The 26,669-nt window shown below is 63.8% G+C and carries 22 protein-coding genes; 14 read left to right on the top strand and 8 right to left on the bottom strand.

Features of this window, described 5'->3' with window-relative positions; genetic code table 11:
* Positions 1 to 53: 53 nt before the first annotated feature.
* Positions 54 to 2,870, top strand: a complete 2,817-nt coding sequence (gene polA, locus RAZWK3B_RS01275; protein WP_007811468.1) for a DNA polymerase I — start codon at positions 54 to 56, stop codon at positions 2,868 to 2,870.
* A 21-nt stretch (positions 2,871 to 2,891) separates the two neighbouring features.
* Here the strand turns inward: polA and RAZWK3B_RS01270 are convergent, their stop codons facing one another.
* The 4 genes from RAZWK3B_RS01270 to RAZWK3B_RS01255 are packed head-to-tail and all read right to left on the bottom strand — an operon-like array spanning position 2,892 to position 6,819.
* Positions 2,892 to 3,629, bottom strand: a complete 738-nt coding sequence (locus tag RAZWK3B_RS01270; protein ID WP_198133230.1) for a proteasome-type protease — start codon at positions 3,627 to 3,629, stop codon at positions 2,892 to 2,894.
* A gap of 11 nt (positions 3,630 to 3,640) precedes the next feature.
* A complete protein-coding gene (locus RAZWK3B_RS01265) occupies positions 3,641 to 4,438 on the bottom strand; it encodes a transglutaminase family protein (protein ID WP_007811466.1) in 798 nt (265 codons plus the stop codon).
* 8 nt (positions 4,439 to 4,446) lie between these two features.
* A complete protein-coding gene (locus RAZWK3B_RS01260) occupies positions 4,447 to 5,388 on the bottom strand; it encodes an alpha-E domain-containing protein (protein ID WP_007811465.1) in 942 nt (313 codons plus the stop codon).
* Between the two features lie 6 nt (positions 5,389 to 5,394).
* Positions 5,395 to 6,819, bottom strand: coding sequence for a circularly permuted type 2 ATP-grasp protein (locus RAZWK3B_RS01255; RefSeq protein ID WP_007811464.1), 1,425 nt, complete (start codon positions 6,817 to 6,819; stop codon positions 5,395 to 5,397).
* Positions 6,820 to 7,103: 284 nt separating this feature from the next.
* On the opposite strand from RAZWK3B_RS01255, the gene RAZWK3B_RS01250 reads away from it, so the two are divergent.
* The 3 genes from RAZWK3B_RS01250 (at position 7,104) to RAZWK3B_RS01240 (ending at position 9,163) form a co-directional block, all read left to right on the top strand.
* A complete protein-coding gene (locus tag RAZWK3B_RS01250; protein ID WP_007811463.1) occupies positions 7,104 to 7,523 on the top strand; it encodes a universal stress protein in 420 nt (139 codons plus the stop codon).
* A gap of 30 nt (positions 7,524 to 7,553) precedes the next feature.
* The gene (locus RAZWK3B_RS01245) at positions 7,554 to 8,450 is read left to right on the top strand and encodes a cation diffusion facilitator family transporter (protein WP_007811461.1); all 897 of its coding nucleotides are present in this window, start codon (positions 7,554 to 7,556) and stop codon (positions 8,448 to 8,450) included.
* A 146-nt stretch (positions 8,451 to 8,596) separates the two neighbouring features.
* The gene (locus RAZWK3B_RS01240; RefSeq protein WP_007811459.1) at positions 8,597 to 9,163 is read left to right on the top strand and encodes a metal-independent carbonic anhydrase family protein; all 567 of its coding nucleotides are present in this window, start codon (positions 8,597 to 8,599) and stop codon (positions 9,161 to 9,163) included.
* A 7-nt stretch (positions 9,164 to 9,170) separates the two neighbouring features.
* On the opposite strand, the gene RAZWK3B_RS01235 is transcribed toward RAZWK3B_RS01240, so the two are convergent.
* The 3 genes from RAZWK3B_RS01235 to RAZWK3B_RS01225 all read right to left on the bottom strand — a co-directional run bounded on the left by RAZWK3B_RS01235 (position 9,171) and on the right by RAZWK3B_RS01225 (position 12,341).
* On the bottom strand, positions 9,171 to 9,923 hold the full coding sequence (locus RAZWK3B_RS01235; protein WP_007811456.1) for a response regulator transcription factor: 753 nt from the start codon (positions 9,921 to 9,923) through the stop codon (positions 9,171 to 9,173).
* The gene (locus tag RAZWK3B_RS01230) at positions 9,898 to 11,568 is read right to left on the bottom strand and encodes a sensor histidine kinase (RefSeq protein WP_198133229.1); all 1,671 of its coding nucleotides are present in this window, start codon (positions 11,566 to 11,568) and stop codon (positions 9,898 to 9,900) included. The genes RAZWK3B_RS01235 and RAZWK3B_RS01230 overlap by 26 nt, the downstream gene beginning before the upstream one ends.
* A gap of 191 nt (positions 11,569 to 11,759) precedes the next feature.
* Positions 11,760 to 12,341 (bottom strand): DUF1285 domain-containing protein, encoded by a 582-nt coding sequence (locus tag RAZWK3B_RS01225; RefSeq protein WP_007811452.1) that lies wholly within the window; start codon positions 12,339 to 12,341, stop codon positions 11,760 to 11,762.
* A gap of 69 nt (positions 12,342 to 12,410) precedes the next feature.
* On the opposite strand from RAZWK3B_RS01225, the gene RAZWK3B_RS01220 reads away from it, so the two are divergent.
* The 5 genes from RAZWK3B_RS01220 to RAZWK3B_RS01200 all read left to right on the top strand — a co-directional run bounded on the left by RAZWK3B_RS01220 (position 12,411) and on the right by RAZWK3B_RS01200 (position 20,592).
* On the top strand, positions 12,411 to 13,418 hold the full coding sequence (locus RAZWK3B_RS01220; protein ID WP_007811451.1) for an AAA family ATPase: 1,008 nt from the start codon (positions 12,411 to 12,413) through the stop codon (positions 13,416 to 13,418).
* Positions 13,415 to 14,293: a DUF58 domain-containing protein gene (locus RAZWK3B_RS01215; protein ID WP_007811449.1), complete on the top strand. Its 879-nt coding sequence runs from the start codon at positions 13,415 to 13,417 to the stop codon at positions 14,291 to 14,293. The genes RAZWK3B_RS01220 and RAZWK3B_RS01215 overlap by 4 nt, the downstream gene beginning before the upstream one ends.
* Complete coding sequence (locus RAZWK3B_RS01210; protein ID WP_007811447.1) at positions 14,290 to 17,073, top strand: DUF4159 domain-containing protein; 2,784 nt, start codon at positions 14,290 to 14,292, stop codon at positions 17,071 to 17,073. The genes RAZWK3B_RS01215 and RAZWK3B_RS01210 overlap by 4 nt, the downstream gene beginning before the upstream one ends.
* Complete coding sequence (locus RAZWK3B_RS01205) at positions 17,070 to 19,118, top strand: hypothetical protein (RefSeq protein WP_007811445.1); 2,049 nt, start codon at positions 17,070 to 17,072, stop codon at positions 19,116 to 19,118. The genes RAZWK3B_RS01210 and RAZWK3B_RS01205 overlap by 4 nt, the downstream gene beginning before the upstream one ends.
* A 76-nt stretch (positions 19,119 to 19,194) precedes the next feature.
* Positions 19,195 to 20,592, top strand: coding sequence for a methyl-accepting chemotaxis protein (locus RAZWK3B_RS01200; protein WP_198133228.1), 1,398 nt, complete (start codon positions 19,195 to 19,197; stop codon positions 20,590 to 20,592).
* A gap of 83 nt (positions 20,593 to 20,675) precedes the next feature.
* Here the strand turns inward: RAZWK3B_RS01200 and RAZWK3B_RS01195 are convergent, their stop codons facing one another.
* Positions 20,676 to 21,389, bottom strand: a complete 714-nt coding sequence (locus tag RAZWK3B_RS01195; protein ID WP_037294771.1) for a DUF599 domain-containing protein — start codon at positions 21,387 to 21,389, stop codon at positions 20,676 to 20,678.
* Between the two features lie 81 nt (positions 21,390 to 21,470).
* Here RAZWK3B_RS01195 and RAZWK3B_RS01190 point away from each other — a divergent pair, with 81 nt between their 5' ends.
* From RAZWK3B_RS01190 to RAZWK3B_RS01170, 5 genes are read left to right on the top strand one after another with little or no spacing between them, the layout of a single operon-like run.
* Positions 21,471 to 22,910: an FAD-linked oxidase C-terminal domain-containing protein gene (locus RAZWK3B_RS01190; protein ID WP_007811440.1), complete on the top strand. Its 1,440-nt coding sequence runs from the start codon at positions 21,471 to 21,473 to the stop codon at positions 22,908 to 22,910.
* A 52-nt stretch (positions 22,911 to 22,962) separates the two neighbouring features.
* Positions 22,963 to 24,102 carry a glycolate oxidase subunit GlcE gene (gene glcE / locus RAZWK3B_RS01185; protein ID WP_007811439.1) on the top strand — a complete coding sequence of 380 codons (1,140 nt, stop codon included), beginning with the start codon at positions 22,963 to 22,965 and terminating at the stop codon, positions 24,100 to 24,102.
* Positions 24,099 to 24,467, top strand: a complete 369-nt coding sequence (locus RAZWK3B_RS01180; protein WP_007811438.1) for a hypothetical protein — start codon at positions 24,099 to 24,101, stop codon at positions 24,465 to 24,467. Before glcE ends, RAZWK3B_RS01180 begins: the two co-directional genes overlap by 4 nt.
* Positions 24,464 to 25,795 (top strand): glycolate oxidase subunit GlcF, encoded by a 1,332-nt coding sequence (gene glcF / locus RAZWK3B_RS01175; RefSeq protein ID WP_007811437.1) that lies wholly within the window; start codon positions 24,464 to 24,466, stop codon positions 25,793 to 25,795. The genes RAZWK3B_RS01180 and glcF overlap by 4 nt, the downstream gene beginning before the upstream one ends.
* Positions 25,796 to 25,844: 49 nt before the next feature.
* On the top strand, positions 25,845 to 26,645 hold the full coding sequence (locus RAZWK3B_RS01170; RefSeq protein ID WP_007811436.1) for a trypsin-like serine peptidase: 801 nt from the start codon (positions 25,845 to 25,847) through the stop codon (positions 26,643 to 26,645).
* Positions 26,646 to 26,669: the final 24 nt, after the last annotated feature.

The raw sequence follows: 26,669 nt of genomic DNA, 5'->3' as shown, positions 1-26,669 counted from the left end.
GGTTCGTGGCAATACCGCACCGCAGGTCATCGGCAATTCGCAAGGGGGCGATCATGGGCAATTCATTCGGCAAGGGCTGTCACCTTCACCTGATCGACGGATCGGCCTTCATCTTTCGCGCCTATCACGCGCTGCCGCCGTTGACGCGCAAATCCGATGGTCTGCCGATCGGGGCCGTGTCGGGCTTTTGCAACATGTTGCAGCGCTATATCGACGGCAACAGCGCCAGCTCCGATGCGCCGACCCATATCGCGGTGATCTTCGACAAGGGCAGCCATACCTTCCGCAACGACCTTTATGATCTCTACAAGGCCAACCGCGAGGCCATGCCCGAGGATCTGCGCCCGCAGATCCCGCTGACACGCCGCGCCACAGAAGCCTTCAACATCGCCTGCAAGGAAATCGAGGGCTATGAGGCCGATGACATCATCGCCACGCTGGCCTGTCAGGCCCGTGATCTGGGCGGGCGCGTGACGATCATCTCGTCGGACAAGGACCTGATGCAGCTGGTGGGCGACGGGGTCGAAATGTTCGATGCCATGAAGAACCGAAGGATCGATGTCGAAGGCGTGGAAGAGAAATTCGGTGTCGGCCCGGATCGTGTGGTGGATGTGCAGGCGCTGGCCGGTGACAGCGTCGACAACGTGCCCGGCGCGCCCGGCATCGGCATCAAGACCGCCGCCTTGCTGATCAATGAATTCGGCAGTCTTGAAGAGCTTCTCGACCGCGCCGAGGACATTCCCCAACCCAAGCGCCGCCAGACCCTGATCGAGCATCGCGCGCAGATCGAGCTGAGCAAGAAGCTGGTGCAGCTGGATTGCGAGACGCCGTTGGATTTCACGCTGGACGATCTCGAGCTGCGCGATCCCGATCCCGATACGCTGCTGGCGTTTCTGGCGGAAATGGAGTTTCGCACCCTGTCCAAGCGCATCGCCGACAGCCTTGGCGCCGAGCCGCCGGTGATCCCAGACACCAACCCGGCGGGCGCCAATCCGACAGAGGGCGATGCCGCGCCCGATTGGCCCGCCATCGACCCCGACAGCTATGAGCATGTCCGCGACATGGAGGCGCTCGAGGCATGGATCGCCCACATTCAGGCGCGGGGCCTTGTGGCGGTCGATACCGAGACGACCTCGCTCAACGAGATGCAGGCGGCGCTTGTGGGGATATCTCTGGCGGTCGAGCCGGGGCGTGCGTGCTATATACCGCTGCGCCATACCGAGGGTGCGTCGGGGGATCTGTTCAGCAGCGATGCGCTGGCCGAAGGGCAGCTTGATCTGGACGCCGTTCTTGGGGCGCTCAAGCCCATGCTTGAGGACGATGCGATCCTCAAGATCGGGCAGAACATGAAATACGACGCGAAGATTTTCGCGCGTCATGGCATCAGGGTCGCGCCCTTCGATGACACGATGCTGATGTCCTATGCGCTCAATGCGGGGATTCACGGACATGGCATGGACACGCTGAGCGAGCGGTATCTCAGCCACCAGCCGATCCCGATCAAGGAACTACTGGGCACGGGGAAATCCGCCGTCACATTCGACCGCGTGCCCGTCGCGGATGCCGTGAAATACGCGGCCGAGGATGCCGATATCACCCTGCGCCTGTGGCATGTCTTCAAGCCGCAGCTGCACCGCGAGAAGGTGACCACCGTCTATGAAACGCTGGAACGCCCTCTGTCGCCGGTGCTGGCACAGATGGAGCGGAACGGGATCAAGGTGGACCGCGAGACGCTGTCGCGCATGTCTGGCAAGTTCGCCCAGAAAATGGCGCAGCTCGAGGAAGAGATCCACGAGTTGGCAGGTCGCAAGTTCAATGTCGGCTCCCCCAAGCAATTGGGAGAGATCCTGTTCGACGAGATGGGGCTGGATGGCGGCAAGCGCGGCAAGACCGGCGCCTATGCCACCGGCGCCGATGTGCTCGAGGATCTGGCGACCGAACATGATCTGCCTGCCCGCGTGCTGGACTGGCGCGCGCTGAGCAAGCTCAAGTCGACTTATACTGATGCGCTACAGGATCACATCGATCCGGATACGGGCCGGGTGCATACATCCTACGTGCAGACCGGCGCCACCACCGGGCGGCTGGCCTCGACCGATCCCAACCTGCAGAACATCCCCGTGCGCAGCGAGGAAGGCCGCCGCATCCGCGAGGCCTTTGTGGCCGAGCCGGGCAATGTTCTGGTCAGCCTCGACTACAGCCAGATCGAGCTGCGCATCCTTGCCCATATCGCCGATATCGACGCGCTCCGGCAGGCGTTTCGCGACGGGCAGGACATTCACGCCATGACCGCATCCGAGATGTTCGACGTGCCGCTGGACGAGATGACCCCCGAGATCCGGCGGCAGGCCAAGGCGATCAATTTCGGGGTGATCTACGGGATTTCCGGCTTTGGCCTTGCGCGTAACCTGCGCATTCCGCGCGGCGAGGCACAGGGCTTCATCGACCGCTATTTCGAACGGTTCCCGGGCATCAAGACCTATATGGACAAGACCGTCGACTTCGCGAAGGAGCATGGGTTCGTGCAGACCCTGTTCAACCGCAAGATCCACACGCCCGAGATTTCAGCCAAGGGGCCGCGCGCGGGTTTCGCCCGCCGTGCCGCGATCAACGCGCCGATTCAGGGCACTGCCGCCGACATCATCCGCCGCGCGATGATCCGCATGCCCGCCGCGATCGAGGGGATGCCCGCGAAGATGCTTTTGCAGGTGCATGACGAATTGATCTTCGAGGTCGAGGCCGGCGCCGCAGATGCCCTGATCGCGACCGCGCGCGATGTGATGGAAGCTGCCGCCGACCCGGCGGTCAAGATCGACGTGCCGCTGGTTGTGGATGCAGGACAGGGCGCCAACTGGGCCGAGGCGCATTGAGCCCGGCGCGACCGACCCGGCTTAGCCGCTGAAACGATAGTCGGGCAGGATATCGAGCGCCTCTTTCAGGGCATCGCCCCAGCCTTTGGAGACCTGTTGGAAATAGGGGTCTTCGGGTTCGATCCGCCCCCGATGTCCGACACGCAGGCTGTCGGCCTCGTAGAAATGGAAATCGAAGGGTGCCCCAACGGTCAGATTGGCCTTGAGCGTGGAATCGAAGCTGACGACAAGCAGTTTCATCGCCGCCTCGAAGCTCATCGCGGGGTCATAGGCGCGCACGAGGATGGGGCGGCCATATTTGGTCTCGCCGATCTGGAAAAACGGCGTGTCCTGACCGGATTCAATGAAATTTCCTTCGGGATAGATCATGAACAGGCGTGGGGGACTGCCGGCGATCTGCCCGCCGATGACCAGCGTGGCGTGAAACGTGCTGTCCGACCGCAGGCCGCCATCGCCATGCTGGTCGATCACCTCGCGCAGAGTTTCGGCCACCATGCGGGCGGCCTGAAACATCGACGGCACCGCCAGCAGCGACGGCTCGCGATGTTCCGGCGATTTGCTGCGTTCATCCAGCAGGCTGACCACGGCCTGTGTCGTGGCAAGGTTCCCCGCTGCCATCAGCGTGATGACCCGCTCGCCCGGCTGTTCCCAGATCGTCATCTTGCGAAAGGTCGAGATATTGTCGAGCCCGGCATTCGTCCGGGTGTCTGACATGAACACCAGTCCTCGATCCAGAACCATTCCCACGCAATATGTCATCCACAGGGCCTTTACTGCTGTGCCACGTCGATCTGCACCTCGAGAGTTTCGCCCGTGCCGCCGATCCGTGTTCCCGATACCGGAGAGGCCTCGGCATAGTCCAGCCCGGTTGCGACACGCACATAGCGCGTATCCGGCGAAATTCCGTTGGACACATCGAAGCCGACCCAGCCAAGACCGTCCACATGGGCCTCGGCCCAGGCATGCATGGCGTCCTGTGCGGTGGTGTCGTCCAGCATCAGGTAGCCCGACACGTAACGTGCAGGCATCTGCATCTCGCGTGCGCAGGCGAGGAAGATATGGGTGTGATCCTGACAGACGCCGCGCCCTGCGGCGATGGCGTCCTCGGCGCTCCAATTCGGCTCAGAGGCGCCGATCTCATAGGTCACGGCCTCGCGGATACCGGCAGACAGCCGATGCATTCCTTCAAGATCGGGCGTGGCGCCGATGCTGCGCACAAGGCTGCGCACCCCGGTTTTGATCCGTGTATGGACCGTGTCGCGCAGATAGAGCCACAAGGGCGCAGGTCCGCGATGGGGGCCGACGATCCCGCCGGTATCCGTGACGTCGATATCGCCCTCGCTGATGACGCTGAGTTCCGTGGCGCCGGGCGCAAAACTGATCAGTTCGGTGGTGTTATGATGATAATCCTCGAAGCTGAGTTCCTTGCGGCCGTTCTCGACCTTGGTGCGCCATGACCGGATCGATTGCTGCGCCGTGGATTTCGGCGTCTTGCGCAATTGCTGCAGCCCGTATTTCACGGGCGTCTCGAAGCGGTAGCGGGTGGCGTGGCGGATTTTCAGGCGCATGGAGCCGCTCATTCGTAGAACCGGAAGTCGATTTCGATCTGTCGGGCGATCTGCCCCAGATGATCCAGGATCTGCTGGATGCATTCATGCAGCCCGAATTCGAACACAGCGGCGATGTCATGCGACAGGTAAAGCCGTTCCAGCTGATCGACCTGCTTGAGCGACGGCAGGGGCGTCCGCTTGCCCTTGTGCAGATAGCGCAGATTGTCGCGCATCTTGCCCACGCAGAACGCCAGACTGCGCGGCATCCGCCGGTCGAGCACCAGAAATTCGGTGATCTCCCTGGGGCCGCCGCCGGCACCGTATTCCATCCGGAAGCCGCCTCGCGCCGAGACCGAGCGCAGGATCGTCTCCCACTGCACATTGTCCAGTGATGTGCCAACTGAGCTGGCCGATGGCAGCAGCACGTAATACTTCACGTCGAGGATGCGCGCGGTGTTGTCGGCGCGTTCCAGAAAGGTGCCGATTCGGGCGAAATCGTAGATCTCATTGCGCAGCATTGTGCCATGCGTCATCCCCCGTACCAGCGCTGTCTGTTGCCGGATCGCGCCCAGAACGGCAGGCAGATCGCGTTCCGACACCTTGCGCGCCAGAACCTCGCGGCTTTTCATGTAGGTGGCGTTCACAGCCTCCCAGACCTCGCCGGTCAGGGCGGTGCGCACCATGCGGGCGTTCTGCCGCGCGGCTTCGATGCAGGACAGCACCGAGGAAGCGTTGGAGCGCGACCGCAACAGCCAGTCGATCGCGGCCTCCTTGGTGACACTGTCGTTCTCGGCCTGAAACGCCTCTAGCGCGCCGGCAGATTGCAGCACCGAGACCCATTCACCATCCCCGTCGGTCAGGCGCGTCAGCGCAATGCGCTGTCCTGTCTCGATCAGGCGGGCGGTATTTTCGGCCCTTTCCAGATAGCGATACATCCAGAACAGCCCGTTTGCGGTTTTTCCCAGCATCGCGCGTCAGTCCTCCAGCACCCAGGTGTCCTTGGTGCCGCCGCCCTGGGACGAGTTCACCACCAATGATCCTTTCTTGAGCGCAACGCGCGTCAGGCCGCCGGGCGTGATCTTGATCCCCTCGGGACTGACCAGCACGAAGGGCCGCAGATCGACATGTCGCGGCACTAGCCCGGTGCGCGAGAAGATCGGCACGGTGGACAGGCTGAGGGTCGGCTGCGCGATGTAATTGCCGGGCCGCGCCATCAGCTTCTTGCGGAAGGCGGCGATCTCCTTGCGGGTCGCAGTGGGCCCGATCAGCATGCCGTAACCACCCGAGCCATGCACTTCCTTGACCACCAGATCCGAAAGATTGTCCAGCACATGCGCCAGATGGCCAGGATCCGAACAGCGCCATGTCGGCACGTTCTGAAGAAGGGGGCGTTCGCCTGTGTAGAACTCGACGATCTCGGGCATGTAGGAATAGACCGCCTTGTCATCGGCGATGCCGGTGCCGGGTGCGTTGGCGATCGTGATGCCGCCCGCGCGGTAGACATCCATGATCCCCAGCACGCCAAGCTGACTTTCGGGATTGAAGTTGAGCGGATCTAGAAAATCGTCGTCGACCCGGCGATAAAGCACGTCAACGGGCTTGTAGCCGCGTGTGGTGCGCATCGCGACACGCCCGTCCACCACGCGCAGATCATGCCCCTCCACCAGTTCGACCCCCATTTGATCGGCCAGGAACGCATGTTCGAAATAGGCTGAGTTGTAGATCCCGGGCGTCAACACCGCCACGACCGGCGCGTCCGCGCTGCCCGAGGGCGCGCAGGCCGCCAGCGACCTTCGCAGATCGGTGGGATAGCTCTGCAACGGCTGAACACGGTTCTGGCTGAACAACTCGGGGAACATCTGCAGCATGGTCTCGCGGTTTTCCAGCATGTAGCTGACACCCGATGGCGTGCGGGCGTTGTCTTCGAGCACATAGAATTCCCCGGCCCCGGTACAGACCAGATCGATGCCGACGATATGCGTATAGACCCCGCCCGGAGGGCTGACATTGATCATCTGCGGCACGAAAGCGTCATTGCGGCTGATCATGTCCTCGGGGATGCGCCCGGCCTTGATGATCTCCTGCCCATGATAGATGTCATGCAGGAAAGCGTTGATCGCGCGCACCCGCTGTTCGATGCCGCGCGACAGCTTGAGCCATTCCGATCCCGAGATGATGCGCGGGATGATGTCGAAGGGGATCAGGCGTTCCTCGGCCTCGGCGCGGCCATAGACGTTGAAGGTGATGCCCGTCAGGCGAAACAGCTCTTCTGCCTCGCGTTGCTTGGCGCGCAGGCGCGCCGGATCCTCATCCCCAAACCAGTCGTGAAACTTGCGGTAAGCCGGGCGCAATGACCCGTCATGTCCCCACATCTCGTCGAAAGTAGTCGTGTCGTTCATTATTGGCCCCCAACCTCTTCCGAGGACGCCCCAGATTAGTCCGATCGTCACGGGGTACGCCTGTTTCATGCGCGCGGCACCGGATCAGCCTGGAAGTATGCACAATTGTTGGCGCGCTCGCACAATAAATGAACTGTTTTGAAATTCTTGGCTGCAGGCGGTGTTTGGCCCGGGCTGAACGCTGCCGCTTCCGGGCATCCGAGCGCCGGTCGTGTGCCGCGCCGATTTTGCGAATCATCTAGGGCCATGCAACCTTGTCACGCCAAGTTGCAGAAAGGCCCGTGATGCCCCGTGAAACCAAGCTCATCCTCTGTCCGGTCAATCTTCGCCACGTGAAGTTCGAATATCACGCCTATCAGGAAGCCGTCGAAATGGCGCAGCGTCGTGGCGCCAAGCTGATCGTTGCCACCGTGGCCCCCGAGATCGAGCGGAACCTGAACATCTACGATTCAGGACAGTATTGGGGCGATGAGCTGAAGAAATTCATTGCCTCCCAGCCCGCCGAAGGGGTCGATATAGAAACCGTCGTTTGCAAGGGGGCGGTGCACCGGCAGATCGTCAAGCTGGCGACCGCCCGAAAGGTCGATATCATCGTGATGGACGCCGCCAATCCCAAGGTTCAGGATTATCTTCTGGGCACCACCGCGAGCCATGTGGTCACCCATGCCGAATGCTCGGTCTACGTGGTGCGCAACCCGTCCTGATCGCTGCGGGATCCCTGCAGGAGGTGGATGATGCCGCACGATCACAGCCATGTCCCGGATCTGCAGGGCGACCGGCGCGTCGCCTGGGCGGTCGCGGTCAATATCGTGCTGACCCTCGTGCAGATCGCGGCGGGTGTCGTTTCGGGCTCTCTGGCGCTTGTTGCCGATGCGGTTCACAATCTGGGTGACGCGCTGTCGCTGGTCATCGCCTTTGCCGCGCGGCGGATCGGGCGGCGTCCGCCGGATGCCAGCATGACGTTCGGCTATGGCCGGGCCGAGGTGGTGGCGGCACTCATGAATTACACGACATTGATCGTCATCGCGGTCTTTCTGCTGGCCGAAGCGGTGCAGCGGGCCCTCAACACAAGTGCCGTCGAGGGATGGATCGTTGTCGTTGTCGCGGGCGTGGCGCTGGTCATCGACACGCTTACCGCATGGCTGATCCACGGCATGTCACGGGACAGCATGAACATCCGAGCGGCCTTCTTGCACAATCTGGCCGATGCCATGGGATCGCTTGCGGTCATCGTCGCGGGCACGCTCATCCTGCTTTATGACTGGCGGCTGATCGACCCGCTGGTGACTGTGCTGATCGCGGGCTACATCCTTTTTCATGCGGCCAAGGGTATTCGTCCGGCCATCCATGTGCTGATGCTGGGCAGCCCCGACAGTCCCGCGCTGCACGAGGTGGCAGGCGTCCTTTGTGACATGGATTGCATCGAGGGCGTGCATTCGGTGCATCTGTGGCGCATGCAGGAACATGAAAACGCATTTCAGGCCCATGTCGTCATGGCACCCGGCGCCGATGCAATGACCCTGAGGGCGCAGATCAAGGACAAACTGGCGGATCGTTTCGGGATTCACCACGCCTCGATCGAGATCGAGACCGCAAGTGCTCAATGCCCTGATCCGGGTCTGATCGGCTGACGGGGGCATCGCCGAGCCGCCGCTCTGCCATCCGATCATATTTTAATCTTTCGTTCATCTTTGGCTCATGCGGCAGTCAGGCTCGGTTCTTAACTGTTGGTCATGTCGTGCGGATGGTCCGTGCGCAACCATAAGGACAATACACCATGAAATCAGTTGTTTCGGCAGTTGCTGCTGCATCCTTTTTCACGGTTTCGGCGACTGCCGTACTGGCCGTTGAAGCCACGATGATCGACACCACCATCACCCAGGCCGAGGTTGAAGCCGCGCAGGTGGCTTGGGGCGAGGCGCTTGTTCAGATCTCGAACGACTACGCCGAAGGCGGCATCGACAAGGCACGTGCCACCGCCGAGGCCGTCATCGACGCAGCCTATGGGTATGGTATCGGCCCGGTCCTGTTCAAGCCGACGCTTGCCGCGGCGCCGCAGACATTCCGCACAACGTCCGAAGGCGCCTTGGCCTATTTCGTCGGTCATGATGAGAACTTTCCCGGCGATTCCGGTTTTGCTCTGAAGGGCTGGACCGCGGTGGAAATCGAGAATGCCGCCATCTTCATCAGCGGTGACACAGCCCAGACCATCGGCAATGTCCACATCACCGACACGACAGGCGCGGTGACGACCGTCGACAAGACGTGGGGCTATCAGCGCGATGACGAGGGCAACCTGCGGATCGTGCTCCATCACTCATCGCTGCCGTTCAGCGCAAACTGATCGCGCCCTACGGCGCGTCCACCCCGTCTCCACTCGTGTCTAAATCCCCGGCATGGTGGGGGCGGGGTCCGGTTATCCGGTACCCAAGCCCGCGTACTGCGGTAATCGCCACATCCGGGTCAAGCCGGACGATTTTGCGACGCAGGCGGCTCACATAGACATCGACGATATTGGTCAGCGGATCGCGATCCGCCTGCCAGACTCGCGACAGGATACGTTCGCGGCTGACGGTGGCTCCATTTGCGGCGACCAGCAATTCCATCAGCGCCATTTCCCGCGCGCTTAGGATAGTCTCGATGCCGGCGCTGCGCAGACCCGGCAATTGCCGGTCCAGCGTGATCGTTCCGATGCTCGTGGACTTCGCGGCCGCCGGAGTCCGGCCACGTCGCATCAGCGCTTCGATCCGCGCCAGAAGTTCGTCGAAATCGAAGGGTTTCGTCAGGTAGTCATCTGCGCCGCGCCGAAGCCCATCCACCCGCTCATGGCTTTCCCCCATCGCGCTCAGCATCAGGACGGGCACATGATGGCCGCGCTGCCGGAGCATCTGGCACAGGGTCAGCCCGTCCAGCTCGGGCAGCAGCACATCCAGAATAACCACAGCCGCGCTTTGCTGACTGGCGCAGCCGCGCGAAAATGTTTCGGCAGCCGCCAATCCGGCGCGTCCGGTCCGCACCCATTGCACGCCATATCCTTCGGCCTGAAGGCCGCGCATCACGAAATCCGCCACGCGGGCGTCATCCTCGATCAGCAGAATGTCCATGTGCCTCTTTCTCCTCCTGTCCGGGCCTGTCATCCGTCACCGCCAGAGGCAGGCCGACAATGGCGATGACCCCTTGCCCGTCAGGCCCGCCCCGTATCTCGAGCACGCCGCCCTGCGCGTGTGTCAGCTGCCGCGCGATGGCCAGCCCAAGCCCCAGCCCGTCCGGTCGGTGCATCCGCGCGCCTTCGGACCGCCAACCGCGATCGAACACCCTGTCCAGATCGTCGGGATCGATGCCGATTCCCTGATCGCTGATCTGGATCTCCAGCCGATCCGGGGACTCCTGCGCCACCGCAAGGCGCACCGTGCCGCCGGGATGCGAATAGCGCAGCGCGTTGTCCAGAAGGCAGCCGAGCACCTGCCTCAGCCGCGCAGGATCGGCCCGCAGCGTCACGTCGCAATACGGATCGGGGCCTTGCAAGATCACCTCGCGCTCCCGGGCAAGGCTCTGCGCCGTCTCAAGCACCGGGGCGATCACATCTGCCAGCCCGATGTCGCGCGCCGCAATCAGGGGTTGGCCCTTGGGGTCGCGCACAAGAACCAGCAGATCCTCGATCAGATGTCCCATCTGGCGCGTGACGCCGACAATCCGTTCAAGTGCTGTGCGATAGGTCTGCGGGCTCGCTGCCTTGTGCCGCAACGCGACCTGCGCCTCGCCCCGGATCACGGTCACGGGCGTGCGCAATTCGTGGCTGATATCGGCAAGCAACTTTTGCCGCGCCCCTTCCGAGGCGGCCAGTTCATCAAGCGTGCGCCGCAGTTCCGCGGTTCGCGCGGCCACGGTCCGTTCCAGTTCGGCGCGGTTCTGCTGACCGCGCGCACGGGCGGCTTCGACTTCGGTGGCCATGGCGTTCAACTGCTGCCCGAGGGTTACGAACTCGGTGTCGCGGAACCGGTCGAACCGATAGGTGAAATCACCCTCTTGATAGGCGCTCAGCCCGTCTTCGAGATGTTTCAGCGGCTGACGCAGGCGACGAGCGAGAAGAACGGCCATGATGAACGTGGCCACAAATCCGAAGCTGCCCGCCGTCACGAACAGACCGCGCGCCGCGGACAGGCCGTCATCCGCCCGGGTTCGTTCCCGATCAAGCGCTGCGGCCTCAACCGCCAGCGCGTCACGCAGCGCATCAGCCAAAGGCACACCACGCACCTGATCGAAATCCGCGTCAATAACCGCCATCGGCCATGTCTGGCCGTCATCCTGTATCAGCAAGCGCGCTGTTTCGCGGTCCAGCTTGCCGACCACTTCGTTCAGAAAATCCAGCAATCCAAGCCGTTGTGCGTGTTCATCCAGAACCTTGCCGCGTTCCAGATCGAGCTGCGCAGCACGCTCGGCCTTGTCGGCGATGCGGGTGATCTGGGCGCGCATCCGCGTGAGGCTGGCATCCCTCTGGCTCGGGTCGGCCACCTGATCCAGCGCCTGCTGATAGCTCCATTTCCGCAGGCTGGCCTTTTCAAGGTCGAACTCCAGAAGGCTCGTGTAGATGTCGCTTGCGATCCTGCCCCGTTCGACCCTGTATTGCGACTGTGCCAGAACCTGCCAGCCGAGCCATGCAAAGATCACCGCCGGCGCGGCAAGCCCGACCATTGCAAGCTGCAATTGCGCCGCGTAGCTGAATGTCCTGTGAGGCCTAAACCCTGTCATGCGCGCCGCCCTGTCGCCCGTTGTGCCTGTGGTGCAGGCCATGTTCGGGCCGTCTCTCGTTGTGCGACGCTTCAGGCTGTACATAGCCTCTCAACACACCGCAGAAATCACCGGATGACCTTACCAGCCGCCGGAGGCGTCTGGCAATCTCGGCGCCACATTAGGGCAGGTGCCGCCCCGCCGCGCGCGCCTCAATGATCAGGCAGGTCCGCCTCGGGGATCATACGAAAGAACATGCCCCCGGACCACAATCCGAACCAGCCATCGTTGATGCAGCCGATCTCGGCCAAGCGGTAAAAGCTCTTGCGGTCGATCAGCGCCTCCAGCCCGTCCCGGATCATCACATAAGGTGACGGCTCTCCGCTGTCGGGGTCACGCTCCACCCGGATTGGATTTTCCGGGCCGGCGACGACCTTGTCACCGATATTGGTCTCGAAAATCAGGTCCTGCTGCGGGCCGCTGCCCTCGGCTTCGACATCGACCGCCAAGAACGGCGCGTCCTCGACCGTGATTCCCACCTTTTCCACCGGCGTGACAAGGTAATACCGATCCCCTTCGCGGCGCAGGATGCCTGCGAACAGCTTCACGAGACCCGGCCGGTTGATCGCGCCACCCTCGTGATACCACGTCCCGTCGCGCGCGATTCGGATGTCCAGATCACCGCAATAGGGCGGGGTCCATTGATGAACAGGCGGCAAACCCTTGCCTTGCGCCGCCCTGACCGAGGCGGCAAGACTGTCCACTGACAGCGTCGTGATCGTATCGTTGCTCATTACTTTTGCCATTTCGGTTTCGCGCGATACACTCTTAACGAAGGATATAGCCCCGACTGGAGTTTTGCCATGACCGATGACGCCGATCTGCTTGCCGGTATTGAAGCGCTGGAAGACAAACTGGCGCAGGCGCGCGCCTCGATCACCCGCCGCTTCATCGGACAGGAGAGGGTGGTCGACCTGTCTCTGTCGGCGCTTTTATGCGGTGGCCATGGCCTCCTGATCGGCCTTCCGGGTCTGGGCAAGACGCGGCTGGTGGAAACGCTCAGCACGGTGATGGGCCTGAATGCCAATCGCGTCCAGTTCACGCCCGATCTGATGCCGGCCGACATTCTCGGCTCAGAGGTGCTGGAAACCGCGGCAGATGGCGGGCGGGCGTTCAAGTTCATTCCCGGCCCGATCTTCTGCCAGCTGCTGATGGCCGACGAGATCAACCGCGCCAGCCCCCGGACGCAATCGGCGCTGCTGCAGGCGATGCAGGAACGACAGGTGACCGTCGCCGGCGAGGATCGGCCCCTCGATGCGCCGTTCCATGTGCTCGCCACGCAGAACCCCATCGAACAGGAAGGCACCTATCCCTTGCCCGAGGCGCAGCTTGACCGCTTTCTGGTGCAGATCGACGTGCCCTATCCCGACCGCGACACCGAGCGTGGCATCCTGTTGGCCACCACCGGCGCCGAAGAGGCGACATCCCATCAGGTGTTCGACGCGGCCCAGCTGATCGCGGCGCAAAAGCTGCTGCGCCGGATGCCTGTGGGGGAATCGGTTGTCGAGACGATCCTCGATCTGGTGCGCGCCTTCCGTCCCGAAGACGCAACTGCCACCGACGCCGTCCGCAAGGATGTGGCATGGGGCCCCGGTCCTCGTGCGGCACAGGCCCTGATGCTGACGGTGCGTGCGCGGGCGATGCTGCAGGGGCGTCTGGTGCCCGACCTCGACGATGTGGCGGCGATGGCACAGCCTGTGCTTGCGCATCGCATGGCGCTGAATTTCGCGGCCCGCGCCCGTGGCGAAAGCCTTGAAGGCCTGATCGCTGAAACCGTCTCGCAAATCACACGGGTCGAGGCCGCAGCGTGACCGACGCCGCCCATCTTCGCGCCAGATCCGAGGCCGAAGCCGCCCCGCTGCCGCCGCTTCTGGCGCGGGCCGAGCATTTGGCCGGGACTGTGCTTTTGGGCGAACATGGGCGCAGGCGTGCGGGCATGGGCAACGATTTCTGGCAATACCGCCCGGTGATGCCGGGCGACGCGCGCCGCGACATCGACTGGCGCCGCTCGGGCAAGTCTGATGCGCAATTCGTGCGGCAACTGGAATGGCAGATTGCGCAAAGCGTGATGATCTGGGTGGATGACGCGGCCTCGATGCGGTTTTCCTCGGATGCAAGCCTGCCCGAAAAGGCGGATCGCGCTCGGGTTCTGGCGCTTGCGGTGTCGATCCTGCTCAACCGCGCGGGCGAACGCGTTGGCCTGACCGGTCAGGCTTTGCCGCCGCGCCGGGGGGAAACCCAGATCCTCCGGCTGGCCGAGGCGCTCACGCAAGAGAGCGATGAGGATTACGGCACGCCCGACCTGAACGGCCTTCTCCCGCATGGCCGCGCGCTCTTCATCTCGGATTTCCTCGGCTCCATCGATGCCGTGCGCGCCGCCCTGACCAGCGCGGCCGATCGTGGCGTGCAAGGTGTGCTTCTCCACCTTCTGGACCCCGCCGAAGAGGCGTTTCCCTATCGAGGGCGCACCATCTTCGAAAGCATGGGCGGCACCATGGCGCATGAAACGCTCAAGGCGTCGGACCTGCGTGACCGGTATCTCGAACGGCTGGCCGAGCGTAAGGACGAGCTGCAATCGCTTTGCGCCGCAACCGGCTGGCATTACGGGCTTCACCACAGCTCGGATCCTGCGCAATCGGCGCTGTTGTGGCTCTATCGCGCCTTTGACGGGGGGATGTCGCGATGATGCTGGGCCCCATCGGATTTACCGCGCCCTGGCTCTTGCTCGCGCTGGCCGCGCTGCCGATCCTTTGGATCTTGCTGCGCGCCGTGCCGCCCGCACCGATCCGGCGCCGGTTTCCCGGTGTGGCGCTGCTCCTTGGGCTGCAGGACGACGACACCGTGACCGACCGCACGCCGTGGTGGCTTTTGCTGTTGCGGATGCTGGCGGTGGCGGCGGTGATCGTGGGGCTGGCCGGGCCGGTGCTCAATCCGCGCAGTGCCGATGATGCGGCGCGCAGCGGCCCGCTTCTGATCGTGATGGATGCCAGCTGGGCCAGCGCCCGCGATCACGCCGCACAGACGGGTCTGCTGGATGGGCTCCTGTCCGAAGCGGGCCGGGCCTCACGGCCCGTCGCCATCCTTCGCCTGACCGATCCCGAACCCGTGACCTTCCGCTCGGCCGAAGACTGGCGCAGCCGTTTGTCCGGGCTGGCGCCCGATCCTTGGGCGCCCACCCCTGCCATGATGCAGGACGCTTTGGCGATGCTGGGCACGCAGGAGTTTGAAACACGCTGGTTTTCCGACGGGCTGTCGCGGCCTGGCCGCGATGCGCTGCTCTCCGAACTCGAGCGTCGCGGGCCGGTGACCGTGCATGAAAGTCCCGCAACCATCATCGCCTTGAAACCGGCGGTGATCGAGGACGGGATCGTGCAACTCAGCGCGCTGCGCGCCACCCCTGGTGCTGCGCGCGACATCACGGTCGAGGCGCATGGCCGCGATCCGCAAGGTGTGCCGCGTCTGTTGGCGACCTTGCCGATCACCTTCGAGGAAAGCGCCCTGGAGGCGTCCGGCGAATTGTCCTTGCCCGGTGAATTGCGCGGTCGTCTGACCCGGTTCGAGATCGCGGGGCAGGGCACTGCCGGCGCCGTCAGCCTGACCGATGACAGCCTCAAGCGCCGCGAGGTTGCCCTGATCGCCGGGCGCGAAGATCGCGAGGGGCTCGAACTCCTGTCGCCGCTGCATTACCTGGAACAGGCGCTGTTGCCCTCGGCTGATCTGCTGGATGGCGCGCTGATGGATATCCTTCCCGCCAACCCGGACGTGATCGTGCTGGCCGATGTCGCCGTGCTGTCCACCGCCGAACAAGAGGCCCTGCTGGACTGGCTGGACAAGGGCGGGCTTCTCTTGCGGTTCGCCGGTCCGCGCCTCGCCGCGTCGGATGTGTCGCGCGACAGTGAAAGCCCGCTCCTGCCTGTGCGCCTGCGGGCCGGTGGGCGCACCGTCGGCGGCGCCATGAGCTGGGGTGAGCCAAAGACGCTTGCGCCCTTCCCTGATGACAGCCCATTTGCCGGGCTGAGCATTCGCGATGATGTGACCGTCTCGGCGCAGGTCATGGCGCAGCCCGATCCAACCCTTGCCGACCGCGTAATTGCGCAGCTGACCGACGGCACCCCGCTGGTCACCCGCAAGCGTGTCGGGGCCGGGCAGGTGGTGCTGTTTCATGTGACCGCCAATGCAGAATGGTCGTCGCTGCCGCTGTCGGGGCTGTTCGTGCAGATGCTCGAACGTCTGGCCGTGTCCTCGGCCGTGGCGCTGCCGGACATGGCCGAGATGCAGGGCACAACATGGCAGCCGGTTCAGGTGCTCGACGGGTTCGGGCAGTTGCGCGATGCGGGCACCTTGCCGGGGATCGCGGGCGAGCGGCTGATCACGGATGCGCTTGGCCCAAACCTGCCTCCGGGGCTCTATGATGGTCCGGACCGCCGTCTTGCGCTCAATGTCACCCGCGCCGACACTGTGCTTTCACCCGTTTCATGGCCCTCGCGCCTTCCGGTCGAAGGGCTGGCACGTGCGCCGGAAACGCCGCTTGGTGGCTGGCTTCTGGCGCTGGCCTCGGTGATCCTGCTTGCGGATATCGTGGCATCGCTTGCGCTGTCTGGACGCCTTTTGCCGGCGCGTGCCGCGGGATTGGTCCTCGGCGCGGTGATGCTGCCGGGCCTGATGCTGACCGCGCCTCCCGCTGCCGCGCAAGAGGGGACGCCATCGGCGCTGGACAAGGAACTGCTGGCCGTATCCGAAGTGGTTCTGGCGCATGTGCTCACCGGCGACCGCGGGTTGGATGACACCGCGCGCGCCGGTCTTGCAGGCCTGTCGGAAACGCTGTTCTTCCGCACCTCGGTCGAGCCGTCCGAGCCGATCGGCGTCGATCTGGAAACCGATGAGCTGGCGGTTTACCCCTTCCTCTACTGGCCCGTGACCCCTGAACAGCCGATCCCCTCGCAAGAGGCCTATGCCAACCTCAACAGCTATCTGCGCACCGGCGGCATGATCCTGTTCGATACCCGTGATGCCAACGTGGCGGGGTTCGGCGCATCCTCGCCCAATGGTCAGATGTTGCAACGCCTGGCCCAACCGCTTGACATCCCGCCTCTCGAGCCGATCCCCGAAGATCATGTCCTGACCCGCACCTTCTATCTCCTGCAGGATTTCCCTGGCCGCCATGCCGGTCGCCCCGTCTGGGTCGAGGCCGCTCCAGCCGATGCCGAACGGATCGAAGGCATGCCGTTCCGCAATCTCAATGACAACGTGACCCCGGTGGTGATCGGCGGCAATGACTGGGCGGCGGCCTGGGCGATGGACAATCGCGGCGCGCCGCTCTTTCCCGTCGGGCGCGGCTATGCCGGGGAGCGGCAGCGCGAACTGGCCTACCGCTTCGGTGTCAACCTCATCATGCATGTGCTGACCGGCAACTACAAATCCGATCAGGTGCATGTCCCCGCACTTCTGGACAGGCTGGGCCAATGACCTCGAGCATCGTTTTCGAACCGCTTTTGCCCGTCTGGCTGATTGCTGCGCTTGGCGCGATCATGGCCGCCGGCATTGCGCTGGCGCTCTGGAGGGGGCTGTCGGGCTGGCCCTTGCGGGCGCTGGCGGGGCTGGTGATCCTCGCCGCGCTCATGGGGCCGGTCTATCAACAGGAAGACCGCCAGCCCTTGAACGATATCGTGCTGATCGTCGAAGACCAAAGCGCCAGCCAGCGTCTTGCCGACCGCGCGGCGATGACCAGCTCGGCCGCCGATGATCTGGCAGCCCGGCTCGAGGCGCGCGACAACACCGAGGTGCGCCGCATCACCGTGCCCGACGGCGCCGACAACAGCGGCACCCAGGCCATGACCGCCCTTGCCGAAGCGCTGGCCGAAGAACCCCGAGGCCGCATCGCCGGGGCAATCCTGCTGTCCGATGGCCAATTGCATGACATCGACCGCGCCCCCGATCTGCCTGCGCCGCTGCACCTTCTGCATACGGGCCGCGCCGCCGATTGGGACCGCCGCCTCGAGATCCGCAACGCCCCGGCCTTCGCCATTCTGGGCGAGGAAGTGATCCTAACGCTGACGATCACCGATGACGGCGCCGCCCCCGAAGATGTCCGCAACGTGCCGCTCGACATTTCGGTCGATGGCGCCGAACCGCGGCGCTTCGAAGTTCCCCTTGGCCGCGAAGTCGACCTGCCGCTGACCCTGCCACATGGCGGGCGGAACGTTTTGCAATTCACCACCCCCTTCGTCGAGGGCGAGTTGACCGACCGCAACAATACCGCGCTGGTGCAGATCAACGGCGTGCGCGACCGTCTGTCGGTTCTTCTGGTCTCGGGCGAGCCTCATGCGGGCGGGCGCACCTGGCGCAATCTTCTGAAATCCGACAGCTCGGTCGATCTGGTGCATTTCACCATCCTGCGCCCCCCAGAGAAACAGGATGGCGTGCCGGTCCGCGAACTCTCGCTGATCGCCTTTCCCACCCGCGAGCTGTTCCTCGAAAAGATCGAGGATTTCGACCTCATCATCTTCGACCGCTACAAGCGGCGTGGCATCCTGCCGTCGATCTATCTGGACAATGTGCGCAACTATGTCGAACGGGGCGGCGCGGTGCTGATTGCGGCTGGCCCCGATTTCGCCTCGGCCGACAGCTTGTATCGCACGCCGCTTGAATCGATCGTCCCGGCCCGCCCGACGGCCCGTGTTCTGGAAGAACGCTATCGCCCTAAAGTGTCCGAACTGGGTCAGCGTCACCCTGTGACCGCCGGGCTGGAGCAGGAATATGACGGCGAATGGGGGCGCTGGATGCGTCAGATCGAGGTGGAGCAAGCCACCGGCGATGTGGTCATGACCGGCAAGGATGATCGCCCGCTTCTGGTGCTCGACCGCGTCGGCGAAGGGCGTGTGGCACTTCTGGCCTCGGACCATGCATGGCTGTGGAACCGGGGCTATGAGGGCGGCGGCCCACAACTGGAATTGCTGCGCCGCCTTGCCCATTGGATGATGAAGGAACCCGAGCTCGAGGAAGAGGCGCTGTGGGCCGAGGCAACGGGCCAGCAGATGCGTGTGATCCGACGCTCGCTCACCGATGATGTCGGCCCTGTCACGATCACCACACCGTCGGGTGACACGATTGAAAGGGACCTCGAAGAAGTCAGCCCCGGCCGCTTCGAGACGCTGTATGACGGCCCCGAGATTGGTCTCTACCGGCTGGAAAATGGCGAACAATCCGCCGTGATCGGGCTTGGCCCGGCAGCACCCGTGGAATTCGAACAGACCATCGCAAGCGCCTCGGCCCTGCAACCGGTGCTGGAGCGTACGGGCGGCGGCGCAAAGGCGTTGGAGGACGGGCTGCCGCGCATCCGCGAGGTCCGCGAGGGACGCCCGGCATCGGGTCGTGGCTGGATCGGCATCACACCGCGCGGCGCATTCGAAACCGCCTCGGTCACACAGACACCGCTTTTGCCCGCCTGGGCGGTGTTGCTGCTTATCTCCGGCCTCATTCTCGGAGGCTGGTTGCGCGAAGGCCGACGCTAAGCGATTCATTTCATGCTAAAACACCGGGTCCATGTGCCGTTCTCTTCGGTGAGACATGCACACAAAGGACCTCAACGTGACACTCGATATTTCATCCGCTGGACCCCTGAGCGAGGCCGACTCAGCACTGCTGGATATGGTCAATCGCACCCAGGCGGTCATTCATTTCACCGTCGATGGCACGATTATCGAGGCGAACAAGAATTTTCTCGCAGCGGTCGAATACCGCGCAGAAGATGTGACCGGAAACCATCACCGGATTTTCGTCGATCCCGAATACGCCCGCAGCAGCGATTATACCCGGTTTTGGGAACGTCTGCGCGAAGGGCACAGTTTTTCGGATCAATTTCCGCGTCGCACCCGCACGGGCCGCAGGCTCTGGATTCAGGCGACATACGCGCCCGTCTTCGACGAGTTTCGCAAGGTCGTCCGGGTCGTCAAGATCGCCACTGACATCACCGAACGCCGCGAGGCGATCGAGGATGTGGCCAAAGCCCTTGACCGTCTGCGCGATGGCGATCTGACCCATCGCGTTCAGGTCAGCAAACTTCCCGACATCGCGATTCTCGGCGACGCGTTCAACAACACGGTCGAAGGCTGGAATGCCCTTCTTGGTCGCGTCTCGTCCGTGACAGGCTCGGTTCGGACAATCAGCGATCAGGTGCAGCTGTCATCCGAAAACCTGTCCGAGCGCACATCGACACAATCCGCCGCGCTGAGCCAGACAGCCGCGGCCGTCGAGCAGCTCACCGAAACCATGCGCGTCGCCTCCGAAGAGGCGCAGCGCGCCAACGTGATCGCCAGCACCTCCAGCTCCAAGACCGAAGGCAGCAGCCGGCTTGTCGAAGATGTGATGGAGGCGATGACTCTCATTCAGAAATCCTCTGGCCGCATCTCGAACATCGTGACGGCGATCGATGCGATCTCGGTGCAAACCAACCTTCTGGCGCTCAACGCCGCGATCGAAGCCGCCCGTGCCGGTCCTGCCGGGCGTGGGTTCGCCGTTGTCGCCTCCGAGGTGCGCCAGCTTGCGCAGCGCAGTTCCGACTCAGCTCGCGAAATCGCCGAGCTGATTGCCGAAAGCGCGCGCCATGTCTCGGACGGGGTGGATCTGGTGAATCGCGCCGGGCAGGATCTGGGTGAAATCTTCGATGGTGTCGGCGGGCTTTCCGAAATCGTCGGACGTATCGCGCATGGCTTCAGTGACCAGTCCGCGACCCTGTCGCAGATCAACAGCGCCATCTGTCAGCTTGACCGCGTGACGCAGGAAAATGCCGAAATGGTGGTGCAAAGCACGTCAGCCTCGCGGCTGTTGTCGCAAGCATCGGCCAGCCTTGCCGGCGAGATCGATAGCTTCCATACCGACGCCACGGCCAAGGCCGGCGGTCCGCAGCCGCTCCGTTCGCAGAATGACACGCAGCGCAATGGCGCAGCCGCGTATCCGGGGTTCAACGGCAACGGGCTTGCGCATTGACGCAAGTCCAGCGCGCACCCTTCATAGAGGGTGGGCAGCGATAGGATTCGGGGCGGCGCGGTGATCCGTGCCGCCCCGTTCCGTCAGTCGGTTCCGCCGGAGTTTTCGGGTTCCATCAGAACGGTGCGCGAATGCGACGCGAATTCCCGGCGCAGCAGCACGAGGCAGGTCAGGCCCGCCGCTACGATCAGCGCCTCCGCCCCCAACAGCCAGACCGTCGCCGCCAGCGCGAAATACACCGACCGCAGCCCACGATTGAAGCTTTTGGCCGCGGTGATGTTGATCTCTCCTGCCTTTGCGGCGCGCTTCGCCGCCAGCGGATTGTCGGCCTCGTTCGGCACCGCCGCCATCAGCACGGCGCAATAGCCGAACAGCCGGTTTGACCAGACGAACTTGAGAAACCCGTTGGCGAGGAAAAGGATCAGCACCAGAACCTTGACCTCCCAGACGATCCTCGGGTCCGCGCCCAGTGTCAGGTCTTTGGCGACCCCGATGAATCTCTCCATGTTTCCGAAAAGCGCGAAGCACCCGCCGATCGCGATCATCGTGGCCGAGGCGAAAAAAGAGGTGCCCTGTCTGAGCGTCGCAAGGATCTGCGCATCGAATATGCGTGGATCCCGCGTGATCATCTGCACCAGCCATTCCCGCCGGTATTGCGCCATCAGAACCGACACTGAGGGATATTTTCGTGGTGGATTTTCAATTACATAACCGATAATGATCCACCCGCCGAACAGCACGGTGGCGGCGACATAATCCAATGTCGAAAACAAGCTCAGGCGATCCATCCAATTCATGCGGGCACGATACAGCCGACAAGAACAACTTGCCAGCCGCTGAAATTGGTTATATTTTATTACCAATAGGGAGGATCGCCGATGGAAATGCCACGTCCCAACCCGGACATCATTGCGCGCAAGGCCGAGCTGGTCTCGCGCCTGCTGGAGGTATTGCCCGTTGATGCGGTGATCTCCGATCCGTCCGAAACGCGGGCTTACGAATGCGACGCGCTGACGGCCTACAAGTGTCCGCCGCTGGCCGCGATCCTGCCCTCCTCCACGCAGCAGGTCTCGGATGCCCTGCGCATCTGCCACGCGATGGGCGTGCCGGTGGTGCCGCGCGGCTCGGGCACATCTCTGGCCGGTGGCGCGCTGCCCACCGCCGACAGCGTGATCCTCGGCGTGGCGCGTCTCAATGACGTGCTCGACACGGACTATGACAACCGGTTCATCAAGGTACAGACCGGCCGCACCAATCTATCCGTGACCGGCGCCGTCGAGGAGCATGGGTTCTTCTATGCCCCAGACCCCTCCAGCCAGCTGGCCTGCGCCATCGCCGGCAACATCGCCATGAATTCAGGCGGCGCACATTGCCTGAAATACGGCGTGACCACGAACAACCTCATGGGCGTCACCATGGTGTTGATGGATGGCACCATCATGGAACTTGGCGGCGCGCATCTCGATGCGCCGGGCTATGATCTCCTGGGCCTGATTTGCGGCTCCGAGGGGCAGCTTGGCGTCGTCACCGAAGCTACCCTTCGCATTCTTCACAAGCCCGAAGGCGCGCGCCCGGTCCTTATGGGCTTTGACAGCAACGAGGTGGCGGGCCAATGCGTCTCGGACATCATCAAGGCTGGTGTCCTGCCGGTCGCGATCGAATTCATGGACCGCCCCTGCATCCGCGCCTGCGAGGCGTTCGCCAAGGCCGGCTACCCCGATTGCGAGGCGCTTCTGATCGTCGAGGTCGAAGGCTCGGACGCCGAAATCGACGAGCAGCTTGAAACCATCATGGGCATCGCGCGCACCCACAATCCAGTGGAATTGCGTCAAAGCACCTCCGCCGAGGAAAGCGCCCGCATCTGGCTGGGCCGCAAATCCGCCTTCGGCGCCATGGGCCAGATCAACGATTACATGTGCCTCGACGGCACCATCCCGGTCAGTCAGCTGCCTTTCGTCCTCAAGCGGATCGGCGAGATGTCCAAGGAGTTCGGCCTCGATGTGGCCAATGTGTTCCATGCCGGTGACGGGAACATGCACCCGCTGATCCTGTTCGACGCCAACAAGCCCGGCGATCTGGAACTCTGCGAGGCGTTCGGCGCCGAGATCCTCAAGCTTTGTGTCGAGGTGGGCGGCTGCCTGACCGGCGAACACGGTGTCGGCATCGAAAAGCGCGATCTGATGGTCGATCAATACGCGCCTCAGGATCTGGAAATGCAGATGGCGGTCAAGGACGTGTTCGATCCGAAATGGTTGTTGAACCCGGCCAAGGTCTTCCCGCTACAATCCAGCGAATCCCACCGTATTGCTGCCGAATGACGGCGCCTTGCCGTCCATCCGCCTGCGACGCCTGCCTCGGAGTATCACCGCAATGACCATCCTCACCCCCGAGAGCGAGGCCGATCTTGCCGCCATCGTCGCCAGTGCCGACACGCCCTTTCACGTGCAGGGCGGCGGCACCCGTCCGATCGGCGGTCCAACCAACGGCATCCCGCTCAGCACGGCGGGATTGTCCGGCATCGAACTCTATGAGCCGGGGTCTCTGACCCTCGTGGTGCGTGCAGGCACCCCTGTGGCCGAAGTCGAAGCCGCCCTTGCCGCTGAAAATCAGCGCCTCGCCTTCGAGCCGATGGATCATCGTGGCCTTCTTGGTACCACGGGAGAGCCGACGATCGGCGGTGTGATCGGCGCGAATGTCTCCGGCCCGCGCCGTATTCAGGCAGGTGCCGCGCGCGATTTCCTTTTGGGCGTGCGCTTCGTCGATGGGTCAGGACAGGTGATCCGCAATGGCGGCCGCGTGATGAAGAACGTGACCGGCTATGATCTGGTCAAGCTGCTGGCCGGAAGCTACGGCACCCTTGGCATCCTGACCGAAGTGGCCCTCAAGGTGCTGCCCGATACCGTCACCACCGCCACCTTGTCGATCCTCGGGCTGGATGATGTGTCGGCGGTTGCGGCGCTGTCGCGCGCACTTGGCTCGCCCTTCGAGGTGACAGGCGCCGTGCATCTGCCACAGGCGCAGGGGGCCGCCCGCACCCTGATCCGGATCGAAGGCTCCGAAGCATCCGTCGCCTACCGCGCGGCTGAATTGCAAAAGCTGCTGGCCGGCTTCGGCGAGGTGCTTTTTGACCACGATACCGCCGCCAACCGCGCCCTCTGGCAAGAGCTGCGTGACGTGACGGTGTTTCACGACCGCCCGGGCGATGTCTGGCGGCTGTCGGTCAAACCCTCCGATGCGCCGGGGATCGTGGCGTCGGTGCCGGGTGCCGAGGCATTTTACGACTGGGGCGGGGGGCTGATCTGGCTTCTGGTCCCCCAAGGCACAGGCCCCGCCGTGATCCGCCAGCCCGTGGACGATGCGGGCGGCCATGCCACTCTGATCCGGGGCAATCGCAACGCGGGCGTGTTTCATCCGCTGCCCGCGCCGGTGGCCGCGCTGCAGGACGGGCTGCGCCGAAAATTCGATCCGAACGGGCTGTTCAATCCCGGGCTGATGGGACAGACCGCATGACACTGGCGCTGACCTTTCTTCTGATATTCGGCGTTGGTCCGGCGCTGTTCATTGGCTTGTGCCGCCTATCGCCCGATATGCGCGCCGTCGCATCCTTGTGGGTGCTCGCGGGGGGCTGTACCGGCTTGGCCTTCGCGGTGAAATCGGGTGCGGTCACGACCGGTCTTGGCGCAACCGCGCAAGCCCTTGTGCCGCTGGCGGCACTTTGGCTGGCGTGGATCGCTGTGCTGGCGCTGTGCATGTTGGCGATCCGCGCTCGGGTGCAGGACGCCGCCACCCTTCGGTGGGCGCATGCCATCGGCGCAATGGCCACGACACTGCCCTGGTTCGGGCTCTATACGGCACAAATGGTGAGCGAACGATGAAAACCGAATTCACGGCTGAACAACTGCAAGACCCCGCCATCGCGCGCTCCAATCAGATCCTGCGCGCCTGTGTGCATTGCGGCTTCTGCACCGCCACATGCCCGACCTATCAGGTGCTCGGCGACGAGCTCGACAGCCCCCGTGGCCGCATCTATCTCATCAAGGACATGCTGGAAAACGAGCGTGTGCCAGATGAAAAGACCGTCAAGCATATCGACCGCTGCCTGAGTTGCCTTGCCTGCATGACGACCTGTCCATCGGGCGTGCATTATATGCATCTCGTGGATCACGCCCGCGACTATATCGAAAAGCGCTACAAGCGCCCCTTCGGGGATCGCGCCCTGCGCTGGATCCTCGCGCGGATCCTGCCCTATCCGATGCGCTTCCGCGTGGCACTTCTGGGCGCCAAGATCGGCAGGCCCTTCGCGGCGCTGATGCCCGATGCCCGGCTCCGGGCGATGCTCGAAATGGCGCCCAAACAGGTGCCCCCCGTCAGCCGCAACGACGATCCGCAGACCTTTGCCGCCCATGGCGCCCCGCGCAAGCGTGTTGCGCTGATGACAGGTTGCGCGCAACGGGCGCTGAACACCGACATCAATGATGCCACCATCCGCTTGCTGACCCGGCTGGGCTGCGAGGTGGTCATCGCCGAAGGCGCGGGCTGTTGCGGGGCGTTGACGCATCACATGGGCAAGACCGACGAAAGCCACCGCACCGCCGCCCGCAACATCCGCGCCTGGACCCGCGAGATCGAGGGCAAGGGGCTGGATGCCGTCGTCATCAACACCTCGGGCTGCGGCACCACGGTCAAGGATTACGGCCATATGTTCCGCGATCACGCCCTGGCTGAGCAGGCCGCCACCGTGGCCGGTCTTGCCTGCGATATCAGCGAGCTTCTGATGCAGCTTGATCTGCCCGAGGGCGCTTCTCGCGAAATGACCGTCGCCTATCACGCCGCCTGTTCGCTCCAGCATGGCCAGCAGATCAAGACCTACCCCAAGGACCTGCTCAAGCGTGCGGGCTTCACCGTGGTCGAACCCGCCGACAGCCACCTGTGCTGCGGCAGCGCGGGCACCTACAACCTGATGCAGCCCGAGATCTCGCGCCAACTCAAAGCGCGCAAGGTCCGCACCCTCGAGGCCCGCAACCCCGATGTGATCGCGGCAGGCAATATCGGCTGCATGATGCAGATCGGCTCGGCCACCGGCATTCCCGTCGTCCATACCGTCGAACTGCTGGACTGGGCCACCGGTGGGCCGATGCCCCCCGCGATGCAAGCCGGTCACAGTGCCGAACCCCGAATACCGAACCTGCGCGGCGCGCCTTAATTTCGTCCCACAACCGGTCTAGCGTTTTGCCAATTCGACCGGAGGGACCATGCTGAAACGCCTGTGCATCACACTCGCCCTTTGCCTGACCGGCGCCGCCTCGGCGCAGGACAGCCGGCTCGAGCGGCTCGATACCGGCGATGATGGCCGGGGCTGGGAAGCCGTGGGGCGGCTGGATATCGGCGGTCACGGCTTTTGCACCGGTGCCCTGATCGCGCCCGGACTGGTGCTGACGGCGGCGCATTGCCTTTTCGACCGCGACACCGGCGCGCGGGTCGATCACGAACGCATCGAATTCCTCGCGGGCTGGCGCAATGGCCGCGCCTCGGCCTATCGTTGGGTGCGCCGTGCGGTGATCCACCCCTCCTATGATTACTCCGGCTCAATGATCGCCGACAGGGTGCGCCACGATGTGGCTTTGCTGGAATTGCACCACCCGATCCGCAACACGCAGGTGATCCCCTTCCAGACCGACAGCGACCCGGTCACAGGCCAGAAGATCGGCGTTGTCAGCTATGCGCGGGGCCGTTCGGATGCGCCCTCGCTGCAGCAGGTCTGCGATGTGATGGCCAGCCAGCAGGGCATGCTCGTCACCTCCTGCGATGTCGATTTCGGCGCGTCCGGCGCGCCCATCTTCTCGTTCCAGAACGGTCAGGCGCGGATCGTCTCGGTCGTCTCGGCGATGGCCGATCTCAAGGGCCAGAAGGTCTCTCTGGCCGCTCCGCTCGCTGGTCCCCTGCAAGAGCTGATGGCCCTGCTTGACGGCTCCGCCACCCCCGACGCGGCGCCCAAGCGTATGTTCACCACCGGCGCCGCCCGCGACACCGGCGCGAAATTCGCAAAGCCGTGACGCGTTTGCGGGCCATTCTCGGCG

Source organism: Roseobacter sp. AzwK-3b, assembly GCF_000170875.1.
GTDB lineage: Bacteria > Pseudomonadota > Alphaproteobacteria > Rhodobacterales > Rhodobacteraceae > Roseovarius > Roseovarius litoreus.
This window is presented reverse-complemented; position numbering and strand designations above follow the sequence as displayed.

Coding starts and splice junctions, on each gene's coding strand:
- polA (WP_007811468.1), top strand. CDS start 54: ATGGGCAATTCATTCGGCAAGGGCTGTCACCTTCACCTGATCGACGGA.
- RAZWK3B_RS01270 (WP_198133230.1), bottom strand. CDS start 3,629: ATGACATATTGCGTGGGAATGGTTCTGGATCGAGGACTGGTGTTCATG.
- RAZWK3B_RS01265 (WP_007811466.1), bottom strand. CDS start 4,438: ATGCGCCTGAAAATCCGCCACGCCACCCGCTACCGCTTCGAGACGCCC.
- RAZWK3B_RS01260 (WP_007811465.1), bottom strand. CDS start 5,388: ATGCTGGGAAAAACCGCAAACGGGCTGTTCTGGATGTATCGCTATCTG.
- RAZWK3B_RS01255 (WP_007811464.1), bottom strand. CDS start 6,819: ATGAACGACACGACTACTTTCGACGAGATGTGGGGACATGACGGGTCA.
- RAZWK3B_RS01250 (WP_007811463.1), top strand. CDS start 7,104: ATGCCCCGTGAAACCAAGCTCATCCTCTGTCCGGTCAATCTTCGCCAC.
- RAZWK3B_RS01245 (WP_007811461.1), top strand. CDS start 7,554: ATGCCGCACGATCACAGCCATGTCCCGGATCTGCAGGGCGACCGGCGC.
- RAZWK3B_RS01240 (WP_007811459.1), top strand. CDS start 8,597: ATGAAATCAGTTGTTTCGGCAGTTGCTGCTGCATCCTTTTTCACGGTT.
- RAZWK3B_RS01235 (WP_007811456.1), bottom strand. CDS start 9,923: ATGGACATTCTGCTGATCGAGGATGACGCCCGCGTGGCGGATTTCGTG.
- RAZWK3B_RS01230 (WP_198133229.1), bottom strand. CDS start 11,568: ATGACAGGGTTTAGGCCTCACAGGACATTCAGCTACGCGGCGCAATTG.
- RAZWK3B_RS01225 (WP_007811452.1), bottom strand. CDS start 12,341: ATGAGCAACGATACGATCACGACGCTGTCAGTGGACAGTCTTGCCGCC.
- RAZWK3B_RS01220 (WP_007811451.1), top strand. CDS start 12,411: ATGACCGATGACGCCGATCTGCTTGCCGGTATTGAAGCGCTGGAAGAC.
- RAZWK3B_RS01210 (WP_007811447.1), top strand. CDS start 14,290: ATGATGCTGGGCCCCATCGGATTTACCGCGCCCTGGCTCTTGCTCGCG.
- RAZWK3B_RS01205 (WP_007811445.1), top strand. CDS start 17,070: ATGACCTCGAGCATCGTTTTCGAACCGCTTTTGCCCGTCTGGCTGATT.
- RAZWK3B_RS01195 (WP_037294771.1), bottom strand. CDS start 21,389: ATGAATTGGATGGATCGCCTGAGCTTGTTTTCGACATTGGATTATGTC.
- RAZWK3B_RS01190 (WP_007811440.1), top strand. CDS start 21,471: ATGGAAATGCCACGTCCCAACCCGGACATCATTGCGCGCAAGGCCGAG.
- glcE (WP_007811439.1), top strand. CDS start 22,963: ATGACCATCCTCACCCCCGAGAGCGAGGCCGATCTTGCCGCCATCGTC.
- RAZWK3B_RS01180 (WP_007811438.1), top strand. CDS start 24,099: ATGACACTGGCGCTGACCTTTCTTCTGATATTCGGCGTTGGTCCGGCG.
- glcF (WP_007811437.1), top strand. CDS start 24,464: ATGAAAACCGAATTCACGGCTGAACAACTGCAAGACCCCGCCATCGCG.
- RAZWK3B_RS01170 (WP_007811436.1), top strand. CDS start 25,845: ATGCTGAAACGCCTGTGCATCACACTCGCCCTTTGCCTGACCGGCGCC.